This is a genomic window from Vibrio sp. 10N.261.55.C5 (assembly GCF_041470505.1).
Taxonomy (GTDB): Bacteria; Pseudomonadota; Gammaproteobacteria; order Enterobacterales; family Vibrionaceae; genus Vibrio; species Vibrio crassostreae_C.
In genome coordinates this window covers 58216-71691 of record NZ_JBFRMS010000044.1, presented here as the reverse complement: position 1 = coordinate 71691, position 13476 = coordinate 58216, and the positions used below count along the sequence as shown (strand labels likewise).

General features: G+C 43.6%; 14 protein-coding genes. 9 read left to right on the top strand and 5 right to left on the bottom strand.

What is annotated here, in order from left to right; genetic code table 11:
* Positions 1-10 precede the first annotated feature (10 nt).
* The 3 genes from leuC (at position 11) to AB4263_RS16300 (ending at position 2979) form a co-directional block, all read left to right on the top strand.
* Positions 11-1423 (top strand): 3-isopropylmalate dehydratase large subunit, encoded by a 1413-nt coding sequence (leuC, locus tag AB4263_RS16310; protein ID WP_017062936.1) that lies wholly within the window; start codon positions 11-13, stop codon positions 1421-1423.
* 14 nt (positions 1424-1437) lie between these two features.
* The gene (leuD, locus tag AB4263_RS16305; RefSeq protein WP_017062937.1) at positions 1438-2040 is read left to right on the top strand and encodes a 3-isopropylmalate dehydratase small subunit; all 603 of its coding nucleotides are present in this window, start codon (positions 1438-1440) and stop codon (positions 2038-2040) included.
* 156 nt (positions 2041-2196) lie between these two features.
* Positions 2197-2979: a DUF547 domain-containing protein gene (locus AB4263_RS16300; RefSeq protein ID WP_372098533.1), complete on the top strand. Its 783-nt coding sequence runs from the start codon at positions 2197-2199 to the stop codon at positions 2977-2979.
* Between the two features lie 94 nt (positions 2980-3073).
* Here AB4263_RS16300 and AB4263_RS16295 read toward each other — a convergent pair whose 3' ends face one another.
* Complete coding sequence (locus tag AB4263_RS16295; RefSeq protein WP_372098532.1) at positions 3074-3619, bottom strand: DUF924 family protein; 546 nt, start codon at positions 3617-3619, stop codon at positions 3074-3076.
* Positions 3620-3676: 57 nt separating this feature from the next.
* Positions 3677-4531 (bottom strand): co-chaperone DjlA, encoded by an 855-nt coding sequence (gene djlA / locus AB4263_RS16290; RefSeq protein ID WP_372098531.1) that lies wholly within the window; start codon positions 4529-4531, stop codon positions 3677-3679.
* 149 nt (positions 4532-4680) lie between these two features.
* Between djlA and lptD the strand changes: the two genes are divergently transcribed.
* The 6 genes from lptD (at position 4681) to AB4263_RS16260 (ending at position 11455) form a co-directional block, all read left to right on the top strand.
* A complete protein-coding gene (lptD, locus tag AB4263_RS16285) occupies positions 4681-7011 on the top strand; it encodes an LPS assembly protein LptD (protein WP_372098530.1) in 2331 nt (776 codons plus the stop codon).
* Positions 7012-7054: 43 nt separating this feature from the next.
* A complete protein-coding gene (gene surA / locus AB4263_RS16280) occupies positions 7055-8353 on the top strand; it encodes a peptidylprolyl isomerase SurA (protein ID WP_136979300.1) in 1299 nt (432 codons plus the stop codon).
* On the top strand, positions 8340-9332 hold the full coding sequence (gene pdxA / locus AB4263_RS16275) for a 4-hydroxythreonine-4-phosphate dehydrogenase PdxA (RefSeq protein WP_017062941.1): 993 nt from the start codon (positions 8340-8342) through the stop codon (positions 9330-9332). Before surA ends, pdxA begins: the two co-directional genes overlap by 14 nt.
* Complete coding sequence (rsmA, locus tag AB4263_RS16270; RefSeq protein ID WP_017062942.1) at positions 9329-10144, top strand: 16S rRNA (adenine(1518)-N(6)/adenine(1519)-N(6))-dimethyltransferase RsmA; 816 nt, start codon at positions 9329-9331, stop codon at positions 10142-10144. The genes pdxA and rsmA overlap by 4 nt, the downstream gene beginning before the upstream one ends.
* An 88-nt stretch (positions 10145-10232) precedes the next feature.
* A complete protein-coding gene (gene apaG, locus AB4263_RS16265) occupies positions 10233-10613 on the top strand; it encodes a Co2+/Mg2+ efflux protein ApaG (protein ID WP_004735899.1) in 381 nt (126 codons plus the stop codon).
* Positions 10614-10642: 29 nt separating this feature from the next.
* On the top strand, positions 10643-11455 hold the full coding sequence (locus tag AB4263_RS16260; protein WP_136979298.1) for a symmetrical bis(5'-nucleosyl)-tetraphosphatase: 813 nt from the start codon (positions 10643-10645) through the stop codon (positions 11453-11455).
* A 45-nt stretch (positions 11456-11500) separates the two neighbouring features.
* Here the strand turns inward: AB4263_RS16260 and folA are convergent, their stop codons facing one another.
* The 3 genes from folA to AB4263_RS16245 all read right to left on the bottom strand — a co-directional run bounded on the left by folA (position 11501) and on the right by AB4263_RS16245 (position 13343).
* Positions 11501-12031 carry a type 3 dihydrofolate reductase gene (folA, locus tag AB4263_RS16255; protein ID WP_372051227.1) on the bottom strand — a complete coding sequence of 177 codons (531 nt, stop codon included), beginning with the start codon at positions 12029-12031 and terminating at the stop codon, positions 11501-11503.
* 71 nt (positions 12032-12102) lie between these two features.
* Positions 12103-12576 (bottom strand): threonine/serine exporter family protein, encoded by a 474-nt coding sequence (locus AB4263_RS16250; protein WP_017062945.1) that lies wholly within the window; start codon positions 12574-12576, stop codon positions 12103-12105.
* The gene (locus tag AB4263_RS16245) at positions 12576-13343 is read right to left on the bottom strand and encodes a threonine/serine exporter ThrE family protein (RefSeq protein WP_017061378.1); all 768 of its coding nucleotides are present in this window, start codon (positions 13341-13343) and stop codon (positions 12576-12578) included. Before AB4263_RS16245 ends, AB4263_RS16250 begins: the two co-directional genes overlap by 1 nt.
* Positions 13344-13476 lie beyond the last annotated feature (133 nt).

The following is a 13476-nucleotide window of genomic DNA, read 5'->3' as shown; positions in this document are numbered from 1 at the left end:
AAGAAAAGCTATGTCGACAAACCAGCACGCAAAAACCTTATACGAAAAAGTTTATGACGCTCACGTTGCGGTTGCAGCGAAGGGCGAAACGCCAATTCTTTATATCGATCGTCACTTAGTCCACGAAGTAACGTCGCCACAAGCCTTTGATGGCCTACGTGAAAAAGGCCGTAAAGTTCGCCAAGTAGGCAAAACTTTTGCGACCATGGATCACAACGTATCGACACAAACTAAAGACATCAACGCTTCTGGTGAGATGGCTCGTATCCAAATGGAAACGCTATCGAAGAACTGTGAAGAGTTTGGTGTCACGCTTTACGATCTAAACCACAAATACCAAGGTATTGTGCACGTAATGGGTCCTGAGCTAGGTATTACGCTACCGGGCATGACCATCGTATGTGGTGACTCGCACACGGCTACACACGGTGCATTTGGTTCACTAGCATTTGGTATCGGTACTTCAGAAGTGGAACACGTTCTAGCTACGCAAACGCTAAAACAAGCTCGCGCTAAAACCATGAAGATCGAAGTAAAAGGCAAGGTTACTCCTGGCATCACTGCAAAAGACATCGTGCTAGCGATCATCGGTAAAACAACGGCTGCTGGCGGTACTGGCTACGTAGTTGAATTCTGTGGTGAGGCAATTACCGACCTTACGATGGAAGGTCGTATGACAGTATGTAACATGGCAATCGAGCTTGGCGCTAAAGCAGGCTTAATCGCTCCAGATGCAACGACATACGAGTACATCAAAGGTCGCAAGTTCTCTCCAGAAGGCGAAGACCTAGAAGCAGCAATCGAATACTGGGATACGTTAAAAACCGATGCTGATGCAGAATTCGATGCAGTTGTTACATTAGAAGCGGCAGACATCAAACCACAAGTCACTTGGGGTACCAACCCAGGTCAGGTTATCTCAGTAGACACACCAATCCCTGCACCAGAAAGCTTCGCAGACCCTGTAGAAAAAGCATCAGCTGAAAAAGCGCTGGCTTACATGGGTCTTGAAGCCGGTAAATCTCTATCTGATTACAACGTAGATAAAGTGTTCGTGGGTTCTTGTACTAACTCTCGTATCGAAGACATGCGTGCAGCAGCAGCGGTAGCGAAAGGCCGTCAAGTAGCGAAACATGTTCAAGCGCTTATCGTTCCGGGCTCTGAGCAAGTAAAAGCTCAAGCTGAGGCTGAAGGCCTAGATAAGATCTTCATCGAAGCAGGCTTTGAATGGCGTTTACCGGGTTGCTCTATGTGTCTTGCGATGAACAACGACCGTCTAGGTCCACAAGAGCGCTGTGCTTCTACATCAAACCGTAACTTTGAAGGTCGCCAAGGCCGTGATGGTCGTACGCACCTAGTTAGCCCAGCAATGGCAGCCGCAGCGGCTATCGCTGGTCACTTTGTCGATATTCGTGAACTTTAATTAGAGGATTTAACATGTCAGGTTTTCAACAACACACCGGATTAGTCGTTCCTCTAGATACGGCCAACATCGATACTGATGCGATCATTCCAAAGCAGTTTCTACAGAAAGTAAACCGCATCGGTTTTGGTAAGCACTTGTTCCACGATTGGCGCTTCCTAGACGATGCAGGCCAACAGCCAAACCCTGATTTTGTAATGAACGAAGCTCGCTACCAAGGCGCTTCAATTCTTTTAGCTCGTGAAAACTTCGGTTGTGGTTCATCTCGTGAACACGCACCGTGGGCGCTTGCCGATTACGGTATCCAAGTAATGATCGCACCAAGCTTTGCCGACATTTTCTACGGCAACTCGATCAACAACCAAATGGTGCCAGTTCGATTGACTGAGCAAGAAGTGGATGAGCTATTCCAATTCGTTGAAGCGAATGAAGGTGCAGAAATTACGGTTGATCTAGAAGCAATGAAAGTCAGCGCTAACGGCAAAGAGTACTCGTTTGAAATTGATGAGTTCCGTCGCCACTGCTTACTGAATGGCTTAGACAACATCGGCCTTACACTTCAACACGCCGATAAGATCTCAGAGTTTGAAGCTAAGATTCCTAGCTTCCTAAAATAATCAGACGTTTCTGAATGAATCCAAAGGTTGGCCTAGTGCCAACCTTTTTTATTTAGCTAAGCTTTTAACTTAACTTCATATGTTTATTTAAATGAAGAGCAATGAAAGAAAATGGTAAGCCTTAAGGTCTTAGTAGTCAGTCATCAGGAGAATGCCATGAAACAACTACTTTTTATTGTCAGCCTACTTTTCTCAACCTTAGCTTGGTCTGCGCCTAAATCCGATCTTTGGCCATACTGGAACCAAAGCAATGAAACCAACCTAGAACAAGTATCTCATCAAGATTGGCAACAATTCCTCGATAGCTACTTGGTTAAACAGGGGCAAAATACGTTAGTTCGCTACAAAGCAGTGAACACCGCAGATAAGAAAAAGCTCAAGCAATATATCAAGCAACTCGAACAGGTTAATCCGCTCGACTATTCAAAAGCGGAGCAGTATGCCTATTGGGTTAACCTATACAACGCCGTGACTGTCGATTTGATTCTTGATGCCTACCCGATCAAATCCATCACTAAACTTGGCGGACTATTTAGTTTCGGTCCGTGGGGAGATGATGTGGTAGTCGTTAACGGGAAATCACTGACACTCAATGACATTGAACATCGAATCCTAAGACCGATTTGGCAAGATCCTCGTACGCATTATGCAGTGAACTGTGCCAGCCTAGGTTGCCCTAACTTACAACCTGACGCTTTTACCTCTGACAATACTGAAGCCTTGCTAGAGCAAGCTGCAACTGAGTTTGTAAGCAGTGACAAAGGCGTGATGGTTACAAATAATAAGCTTCAACTATCATCGATTTACGAATGGTTTGCTGTGGATTTTGGTACGAAGAAACAGCTTATTCAACACTTAGACCAATATCGAACTGAAGCAGTAACCAATACTCAAAACATCAGTTATGAATACGATTGGTCGCTCAACCAAGCAAACTAGCTCTAACGCTAACGTTAACGTTCACCACTAAAACAAAAAAATAGGCTAGAAGTTCTCTAGCCTATTTTTTATCTATTGGACTACATATCTACAATTAAAAGCTTGAGCCCGGTTGCTGCAAGAATTCAATTTCTTCGGGAGTCGAAGCTCGCCCTAACACCTCATTACGGTGCGGATAGCGACCAAATCGCTCAATGATAACCTTGTGCTTAAACTCAAAATCCAGATTATGCTCTAATCCCGTTTGAGAAAAGAGTTCCACGGCTTGTTCATGGACTAACAAAGACTCACTGTGCATATAAGGCATATACAGGAAGCTTTTTTGTTGCTCGTTAAGCTGGTGGTCAAAACCACCCGATACCGCTTCTTGGGCTAGAGCCAACGCCATCGGATCAGCAGAAAATGCTGTCGGACTGTTTCTACCTATATTTCGAGAAAACTGATCAAGCACAATAATCTCTGCCAATCGCCCTTGTGCGTTTTGTCGCCATTCAAATAGCTCGCCTTGAATGGCTGCTTTATGCAATTCAGAAAATCGAGACTCTATCAAAGTGTCAATCTCGGCGCCGCCAGTAAACCAATCTTTAGGCGTCAACTCATCGAACCAAAACTCTAGAACATCCTGATACGTTACCGTCATATAATTCCCTTTAATAAAAAACCGAGTAACTTTGTTATTACTCGGTTTAGTGTTCAATTACTTAAAACCTTTTACTTTCTTTATCAGGTCATAAGCATTCTGAATTTCTTGCGATTTCTCTTTCGCAACATTCATCATCTCAGGCGGTAAGCCCTTCGCCATCAGTTTATCTGGGTGATGTTCATTCATCAGCTTGCGGTAGGCTTTCTTCACCTCTTTACCGTCAGCACTTTCACTCACACCAAGAACCTTATATGCGTCGCCAAGTTGGTTCTGTTGCGAAGCCTGTTGCCAACCTGATGATTGCCCATGACCCTGATGGCCACCAAAGCTTCCACCTTGCTGTTGGAAACGGAACGCAGCTTCTTGCATCTGCAAGCGGCGTTCTAGTTGTGCTGCCGAAAACCCAAGCCCTTGCGCTATTTTATGCAGAACTTGACGTTCACTCGGGTGCAAACTTCCATCCGCAAATGCGGCAGATACCTGAAGCTCTAGAAAGAACTGCAGAAGATCAAAACGACCACCCGATGAGATTTTAACTCGATCAAGTACGTCGTTCAGAGGGAAGTCGCTCTCTTTGCCGTCACGGAATGCATCTTGCGCTGCTTTACGCTGTTCGCCATGTAGGTTCATACGCTCCATCATGGTAGAAGCGAGTTGAATCTCTTCTGGCGTTACCTGCCCTTTCGCTTTAGCAACGTGCCCCATAACCGCAAAAGCGGATTTAAAAAACTCGTTCTGTCTTTCTGCTTGGCTTGGACCTCGACCAAAACCAGAGCTATTGAAGCCTGATTGGTTCAATCCGCGAGCTTTATCGAATTGGTGTCCTAAAAACAGACCAAAAACTAAACCGAGTGGCCCTCCAAATAAAAAGCCAAAAAACGCGCCCAAAATTTTGCCAAATATTTGCATTATGTGTTCTCTATCTATGAATTTTATCTGAGTAATGCTGTCTGATGATGCTGAATGCTATTATTTCCTTTATCATAAGGAAAATGCTTTATTAATTGGATTGATACTAGATCAACCCTTCATCTAGTGACACAGGATAGTTCAACTTCATGCAATCTTTTTCCCGCACCTTGTTAGCCGCGTCTATAAGTACGGCGTTATACGTGTCGACAACTCAAGCTGAAACAATCACCGATAGTAGTGTGCAGGAAATGCCCTCTATAGATCAATGCTTGATCGAGCCCGCTGCAGAAAACGAGACACAGCTACCCGCTCACGTTGAGTCAGATCGCCTAGAAGCTATCAATGGTGACAAAGCAATATATTCAGGTGACGTAGTCGTTACGCAAGGGAACAAGACCATCCTTGCCGATAACGTAACCCTGCACCAACAAGAAAATATCGTTGTAGCTGAAGGCAACGTAAACTTTAGTGATGGTCAAATCAAATCTATCTCAGACAGAGCGACCAATAATCTGACTACAGATGAAATGACGCTTGAGAACACCGATTACGAATTCCTTTGCGAGCCCGGTCGCGGAGATGCTGTTTATATAGCAAAAACAGGTAAAGCGGTTTATGAGATTGAAGATGGCTCCATTACCTCTTGCCCTATCGGCGATAATGCTTGGCGTCTAAGAGCATCGAGCATCAGTGTCGACCAAGACGAAGAACAAGCCACTTTTTATAATCCACGTTTTGAAATCCAAAGTGTTCCCGTCTTTTACTTACCTTACTTAACAGTACCGGTGGGTGATACACGTAAAACCGGTTTCTTGTACCCAACAGTTTCGTATGGTTCAAGCGATGGTTTTGAAGCTGAAATTCCTGTTTATTGGAACTTAGCACCAGACTACGATTTGGAAACTACCTTCAAGTACATGCAAGAGCGTGGCACTCAACTCAACAGTAAATTCAGATATTTAAGCGATTTTGGTTCCGGTAGTATCGAGTCTGAATATTTACCAGACGATCAAAAGTACACTGATCTAGGCGATCGTTGGGGTTTCCAACTAGAACATTCAGGAATATTCCAACAATCTTGGTTATTCGAAATTGATTACTCTAAAGTCAGTGATATTGACTACTTTTCGGACATGAGCTCAAATATCGGTAACCGTGAAGATGGACAACTGCTTCAAGAAGGGCAAGCAACATACCGTTCTCAAAATTGGGATGCGTCTGTACTTGTTCGAGACTTCCAAGTTCTTACCACCAGCAATAACTTGCCTTATCGTCTAATGCCACAACTCGAGTATAACTACTATGCTCCAGAGGTAATGGATTACCTAGATTTTGACTTAATCAGTCATATATCAATGTTCGATACCGACGCATCAGGCAAACCATCAGCCACTCGTGTTCACGTTGAACCTGGTATTACAATCCCAGTAGGTAACACTTGGGGCACTTGGACAACCGAAGCACGATTACTTGGTACATACTACCAACAGGATCTTGATGGCGTTGATACAACAAGTGACGAGTACAAAGATTTAGAAGAATCGGTAAGTCGAGTTATCCCTGAATTTAGAAGCCACGCTGGTATTGTTCTGGAGCGAGATACCACGATTGTAGGTAACTATACTCAAACCTTGGAGCCTCAAGTCCAGTACCTGTATGTTCCTGAAGAGGATCAAAGCGATATTGGTCTTTATGATACTACGCTGTTACAAACCGATTACTACGGCCTATTTAGAAGCCGTAAATACAGTGGTGTAGACCGCATTGCGTCAGCAAATCAAATTAGCTATGGCGCATCATCTCGCTTTTTTGATGATGAGTACCGAGAGCGCTTAAACATATCTTTTGGTCAAATTTTCTATTTTGATAAAGATACAAAACAGACTTTAGACAACGACGACTCTAATAAGAAAACTAATTATTCGTCTTGGGCTATTGAAATGGATTTCAACTACGATGATTACCTTTTCTACCATGGCGGTGTGCAATACGACATTGATTCATCTTCGATGCAACTTGCTAACAGTACCATTGAGTACCGTTTTGCCGGCGGCTATATACAAACCAACTACCGCTATGTAACAGAAGAGTACATAAATGAAACTGTAGATTTTGACGTATCATCCATAACTAGAGATGGTATCTCACAAGCAGGCTTACTTGGTGCTTACCAGATTTCGCGGAAGTGGAATGCCAGTGCTCAATATTTCTATGATTTAACCACACAAGAAAATCTAGAATGGTTGGCTCGCTTGAACTATAAATCGGATTGTTGGTATATCGGATTTACGTATAGTAACCAGCTGACAAATAACATTAGTGATCCAAATGTCACGCCTGAATATGAAAATAACTTTGGTGTGAATTTCGGCATTATCGGCTTTGGTACTAACTTAGGCTCTGATTCAGGCGCTGTTGGGGATAGCAGTTCTGATAACTCATTGAGCTACGGTCGCCCATTCTTCTTAAACAACTAATTTTCTTTACTGATAAGAAATCAGTAAATTTAAAGGATTACACATGACATTGTGGAAACGCACATTAATTGCTATTGCAGCGACTTGTACTTTATCAACAAGCTTTGCAGCACCGGTTGAGCTAGACAGCGTAAAAGTTATCGTTAACGAAGGCGTTATCTTACAAAGCGACATCGATGCTTCGATGAAGACACTGCGTGCCAACGCAAAAAAAAGCGGTCAAACACTGCCATCGCAAGATGTGCTCAATGAGCAAGTACTAGAAAAACTGATCATCGATACTATTCAAACTCAAGAAGCAGAACGTATCGGTGTTCGTATTGATGATGCTCGACTTGATCAAGCAATTGAAGGTATCGCTAAAGACAACAACCAAACGGTAGAACAACTTACCGCATCGGTTGCTGAAGAAGGCCTTAGCTACAATGCATTTCGAGAGCAAGTAAGAAAAGAGATTGCAGCAAGTGAAGCTCGTAACGCCTTAGTTCGTCGCCGTATCAATATTCTTCCTGCGGAAGTTGATAACCTAGCAGATATCTTAGCGCAAGAGACTAACGCGACCGTTCAATATAAAATTGGCCACATTCAACTGCGCTTTAATGATGACCAAACCAAAGAAGAGTTAGAAGCTCAAGCTACTGAACTGGTTGAAGAACTGAACTCAGGCAAAGATTTCAGCACCATGGCATATACTTACTCTAAGGGTCCTAAAGCGCTGCAAGGTGGTGATTGGGGTTGGATGCGTAAAGAAGAGATGCCAACCATTTTTGCTGACCAGATCAAAATGCAAAATAAAGGCAGCATCATCGGTCCTTTCCGTAGCGGTGTAGGTTTCCACATTCTAAAAATTGAAGATGTGAAAGGCTTAGAAACCGTAGCAGTAACGGAAGTGAATGCTCGTCATATCTTGATTAAGCCAACCGTAATCTTGAGTGACGATGGCGCGAAAGAACAACTTGAAAAGATCACGCGCCGCGTAAACGCAGGTGAAGCGAGCTTTGGCGACCTTGCACAGCAATACAGCCAAGATCCAGGTTCTGCAGTACAAGATGGTGAGCTAGGCTACCAAACACCAGATTTGTATGTACCAGAATTCAAACACCAAGTAGAAACGCTACCAGAAGGCAAAATCAGTGCGCCATTCAAAACCGTACACGGTTGGCACATTGTTGAAGTACTAGACCGTCGCGAAGTCGACCGTACCGATTCAGCTTTGAAAAACAAAGCTTACCAAATTCTATTTAACCGTAAATTCAACGAAGAAGCTGGTGCTTGGCTACAAGAAGTAAGAGCAAGTGCCTTTGTTGAGATGGTTGAGGACGACCAAGATGACAACAACTAAACGTATTGTCATAACCGCAGGTGAACCAGCAGGGATAGGCCCAGATTTAACTTTGGCTCTATCTCAAGAAAGTTGGCCTCATCAACTCGTGGTTTGTGCTGATAAAACACTGCTATCCGAGCGAGCTAAAATTCTTGGTATCGAAGTCGATCTTCTGGACTACGATGCAAATGCAGCTAAGCAACCGCAACGCGCTGGCACACTGGTAGTGAAACACGTTCCACTTGCTGAAACGGCAGTTGCAGGTCAACTCAATGAGGCTAATGGTCATTACGTATTAAATACTTTAGAAACCGCAGCAATTGGCTGTATGAATGATGAATTTGATGCTATTGTCACCGGCCCCGTTCACAAGGGTGTAATTAACCGAGCTGGCGTTGCTTTTAGCGGCCATACCGAGTTCTTTGCAGAGAAGTCCAATACACCACTGGTGGTGATGATGTTGGCAACTGAAGGGCTGCGTGTTGCGCTAGTAACAACGCACATCCCACTAGCTTATGTATCTCAAGCTGTGACCGAAGACAGATTAGAGCAAATTATTGCTATTCTAAATAAAGACTTGGTTGAAAAATTTGCTATTGAGAAACCAACTATCTATGTGTGTGGCTTGAATCCACATGCTGGTGAAGATGGTTGTTTAGGGCGTGAAGAGATTGAAACTATCACCCCGACGCTAGAAAAAATTCGCCAAAAAGATGGCATCAATTTAGTTGGCCCATTGCCAGCAGACACCATCTTTAATGAAAAATATTTGCAAGATGCAGATGCTGTTTTAGGTATGTATCACGACCAAGTACTCCCGGTATTGAAATACAAAGGGTTTGGTCGCTCAGTGAACATCACGCTTGGCTTACCGTTTATTCGCACATCAGTCGACCACGGTACCGCCTTAGACTTGGCAGGGAAAGGCCAAGCCGATACAGGGAGCTTTAGAACAGCGCTCACGCACGCCATTGAATTAGTAGAGAAAAAGCAATGAGAAATGATGTCCACTTAGGGCACAAAGCGCGTAAACGTTTTGGTCAAAACTTCCTTAACGATCCATACATTATTGATGGCATCGTATCGAGTATTAACCCACTACCAGGTCAAAACTTGGTAGAGATCGGTCCTGGTCTAGGCGCAATTACTGAGCCTGTGGGTAAGCTTGTCGATAAATTTACTGTTATCGAATTGGATAGAGACCTTGCAGAACGTCTTCGTAACCATCCAGATCTTGCGGACAAGCTAACGATCCGTGAAGGCGATGCGATGAAGTTCGATTTCCAAGAACTGGTTAAGCCAAACAATAAGCTACGCATCTTTGGTAACTTGCCATATAACATCTCTACACCATTGATGTTCCACCTTTTTGAATTCCATAAAGACGTGCAAGACATGCACTTTATGCTTCAAAAAGAAGTGGTTAACCGTCTAGCTGCTGGCCCTGGCAGTAAAGCTTACGGTCGTCTTACTGTAATGGCTCAATACTACTGTAAAGTAACGCCTGTGTTAGAAGTTCCACCAACGGCCTTCGTTCCGCCACCGAAAGTAGACTCAGCAGTCGTGCGCCTACAGCCATACGAAGTGCTGCCTTATCCGGCAAAAGATCTGAAATGGCTAGATCGCGTCTGTCGTGAAGGCTTTAACCAACGTCGTAAAACAGTTCGTAACTGCTACAAGAGCTTAATCGATAAGGAAGTGCTTGAAGAGCTAGGTATCAACCCAAGCATGCGTCCTGAGAACTTAACGCTCGAGCAGTTTGTCGACATGGCAAACTGGTTGTACGACAGTCATAACGCTGACAAATAAATAAAAAAGGCTCCTACACTTCGGTTAGGAGCCTTTTTTATGTAATACTTTAATTACATTAAGTATATCAACAACAAAAGGTGCGAATATGGATATATCTACGCCTTGTATCAAATGCCAGGTTCACTCTAAGTACATAGAAGAACAATCTGAGCCAACGAAGAATCGTTATGTCTTCGCCTACATTATTACCATCAAAAATCTAAGTAAAACAACGGTGCAACTTATGTCTCGCCGCTGGTTAATTACCGACTCTAACGGCAAGCAGCTCACCATTGAGGGTGATGGTGTAGTTGGCCAACAACCCGTGATTGAAGCCAACGACGAGTACACCTACACAAGTGGTACGGTCATCGAAACCCCTGTTGGCGTTATGCAAGGTCACTATGTGATGACCGATAACAAGGGCATTGATTTTATTACCGAAGTTGACCCATTCAGACTCGCAATCCCTAATATTCTTAATTAGCCGTACATCCGTATCTACAGGAAATTATTGTGTCGAATTACATTGTCGGAGACATCCAAGGGTGCTTCGACGAACTTCAAGGACTACTTGAAAAAATTAACTTTGATAAACACCAAGATACTTTATGGGTCGCTGGAGACTTAGTTGCTCGAGGCCCTAAATCATTGGAGACGTTACGCTTTATTCGTAACCTTGGTGACGCAGCTAAGGTTGTATTAGGCAACCACGACTTACATCTTCTGGCGGTGTCCTTAGGACTATTTCCAGCGAAACCAAAAGATAAGACTCAAGCGATTCTTGATGCTGAAGATCGTGAACTGCTAATCGAATGGTTAAGACAACAGCCTTTGCTTCAAGAACACCCAGAGTTCGTGATGTGCCATGCGGGTATCTCACCGCAGTGGAATCTAGAAAGAGCACGTGTTGAAAATCGAGAGATCGTATCCTTGTTAAAGTCCGATAAATGGCAATGGCTAATCGAAAACATGTACAGCAACGCGCCTGATTTATGGCATCAGGATTTACATGATATTGAGCGCTATCGCTATGCGATCAATAGCCTGACAAGAATGCGTTTCTGTTTTGAAGATGGCCGTCTCGACATGGCATGTAAGCTACCACCGAATGAGATTACCGATGAACCATTAGTGCCATGGTTTGACCTTCCGCAACGCATAAAGCTCGATAAAACCGTTGTTTTTGGACACTGGGCTGCGCTTGAAGGCTATAACGGAAAAGACGTAATTGGACTTGATACTGGATGCGTCTGGGGAGGTGAATTGACAATTCTTCGCTGGGAAGATAAACAGTTTTTCACTCAAAAAGCTCTAACTATAGTTTAATATAGGGCCTGTTTTATATTTCAATAAATCAAGCCCTACTAAAAATTATCGCTCTAATATAACAAAGTGCATATCAAATCGGTTCTTAGCATCATGAGTGTAATATTCATCATACTCACAAGTCCAACCTTCACTTCCCCAGCTAGGAAAGCGAGTATCACCTTCAATTTCCGCTTCAATAAATGTTAGATATAGTTTATTTGCTATAGGAAGGTAAGATTCATATATAGAACCGCCACCTATAACCATTACCTCTTCAACGTCTCCAACAGCTTTTAGAGCTTCCTCTGTAGATGTAACTGTCGTTACCCCATCGATGGATAACTCAGGATCACGACTTATAACTATATTCTGTCTTCCAGGAAGAGGGCGACCTATAGAATCATAAGTTCTACGCCCCATAATTACTGGTTTTCCTAGAGTGTGTTTTTTAAACCAAGCAAAATCAGCAGGTAAGTGCCATGGCATGGCATTCTCTTTACCAATAATTCTGTCACCAGCTTCAGGTAAATAAAAACCATTTTCCTTGTCAATTTTCCCACCATGAGCCATAGCTGCAATTAAGCTAATTTTCACAACTCTATACCTCTGTAATTTCTGAGACACAGATTATACCGATTTCCCTCATAGGGTAAATCATTATGCGATTATACTATCGGTCTTCTTCTATAAAAGAGTAGCCCAGGCACCGCCAAGCCAACCGCCAGTCCAGCGATAATGAACATCGATTTTAAAAAGTTCTCCATCAACATTGCCAACAACTCAGGCGTGTAGCCTGCCCTGTTAATCTCCACCATCGCAATCATCGCCTTGAAGGCGAACACACCTGGCACCATAGGAATTAGAGCTGCAACCGTAAACACCTTCGGATGTGCTAACAGTTTATGTGACCAATGAACCCCTATCATACCAACCACGGTTGCGGCGAAGAACGTCGCCCATTCGATTGGAATACCAAAGTGCATCATCAGATACCGGCTACCATGACCGATAGAACCACCGAGTGCACAATAAATTAAAGCACGTTGCGGAACGTTAAACACCAATGCAAACCCAACCGCAGGAATAGCGGCGAAAAACATATCGTTGAGCAGACCTAAAAACAGTTCGAAAATACTCATTAGCTTGCCCACCCCCAAACATCTGATAGACTCATCGCCGCGACAATGCCCAAGCTCGTCGCCAGAGTTAATAAGCTGGCCATGGTAAAGCGCGCTAACCCCATATTAATATGGCCTTTAAGCATATCAGCGACGGAGTTAATCAGAGGAAAACCAGGTACTAACATTAATACAGATGAAGCCATCACGATCGTGGGTTGGCCGCCAATATTGTAAAGTACGGCTTGAGCTGAAATGGTCGTGGTAACGAATGCTGTGATAGCAAAGTTTAATAGCGGATTGAAATGGCGGTGCCCAATCTCTTGCCTGACGATCATACCGCAAGCTGAAGCAATAAAAGTCATCATGAAGACTTGCCAGTCTCCGCCCGCAAGGTGGCTAAAAGAGGCGCACGACAACCCTATCATCACAACCACTAACCAACGGTTGTAGCGCTCGGGGCTGATGTTTTGAATCTTTTTATACGCCAAATCATAATCGAGAATTCCCTTCTCCATCATGATGCAAATGCGTTGAATGTCGGTGATAACCTGCATGTTAATGCCACGATCAGCACAACTTCGAGTAGTGGTAATACAGTGATCATCCATTACGGTAGTTACAACAAGCGCATTGGCTGACAGTGCGACTTCAACCTCATTCACCCCACAAGCAATACCGATGCGACGCATGATATCGCCGACCAGTGTGCTCTCTGCCCCGTGCGCCAATAACATTTGTCCTGATTGAGCGACGAGTCTTGAGATCGCTCTTTGCTTTGATGCCATGATTTCCTTCCCATAGGCGTTAATTATCTAAAGATAAATTTTGCATAAAAAACAGTAAGACGTCATGATTTAGATACAAAAAAACCGCAATTTTCATTGCGGTTTAATAAAACTATCAGTGTACTTGTAAGAA

Bases quoted from the DNA above. Each gene is read 5' to 3' on its own strand.
- leuC (WP_017062936.1), top strand. From the start codon at position 11: ATGTCGACAAACCAGCACGCAAAAACCTTATACGAAAAAGTTTATGAC.
- leuD (WP_017062937.1), top strand. From the start codon at position 1,438: ATGTCAGGTTTTCAACAACACACCGGATTAGTCGTTCCTCTAGATACG.
- AB4263_RS16300 (WP_372098533.1), top strand. From the start codon at position 2,197: ATGAAACAACTACTTTTTATTGTCAGCCTACTTTTCTCAACCTTAGCT.
- AB4263_RS16295 (WP_372098532.1), bottom strand. From the start codon at position 3,619: ATGACGGTAACGTATCAGGATGTTCTAGAGTTTTGGTTCGATGAGTTG.
- djlA (WP_372098531.1), bottom strand. From the start codon at position 4,531: ATGCAAATATTTGGCAAAATTTTGGGCGCGTTTTTTGGCTTTTTATTT.
- lptD (WP_372098530.1), top strand. From the start codon at position 4,681: ATGCAATCTTTTTCCCGCACCTTGTTAGCCGCGTCTATAAGTACGGCG.
- surA (WP_136979300.1), top strand. From the start codon at position 7,055: ATGACATTGTGGAAACGCACATTAATTGCTATTGCAGCGACTTGTACT.
- pdxA (WP_017062941.1), top strand. From the start codon at position 8,340: ATGACAACAACTAAACGTATTGTCATAACCGCAGGTGAACCAGCAGGG.
- rsmA (WP_017062942.1), top strand. From the start codon at position 9,329: ATGAGAAATGATGTCCACTTAGGGCACAAAGCGCGTAAACGTTTTGGT.
- apaG (WP_004735899.1), top strand. From the start codon at position 10,233: ATGGATATATCTACGCCTTGTATCAAATGCCAGGTTCACTCTAAGTAC.
- AB4263_RS16250 (WP_017062945.1), bottom strand. From the start codon at position 12,576: ATGAGTATTTTCGAACTGTTTTTAGGTCTGCTCAACGATATGTTTTTC.
- AB4263_RS16245 (WP_017061378.1), bottom strand. From the start codon at position 13,343: ATGGCATCAAAGCAAAGAGCGATCTCAAGACTCGTCGCTCAATCAGGA.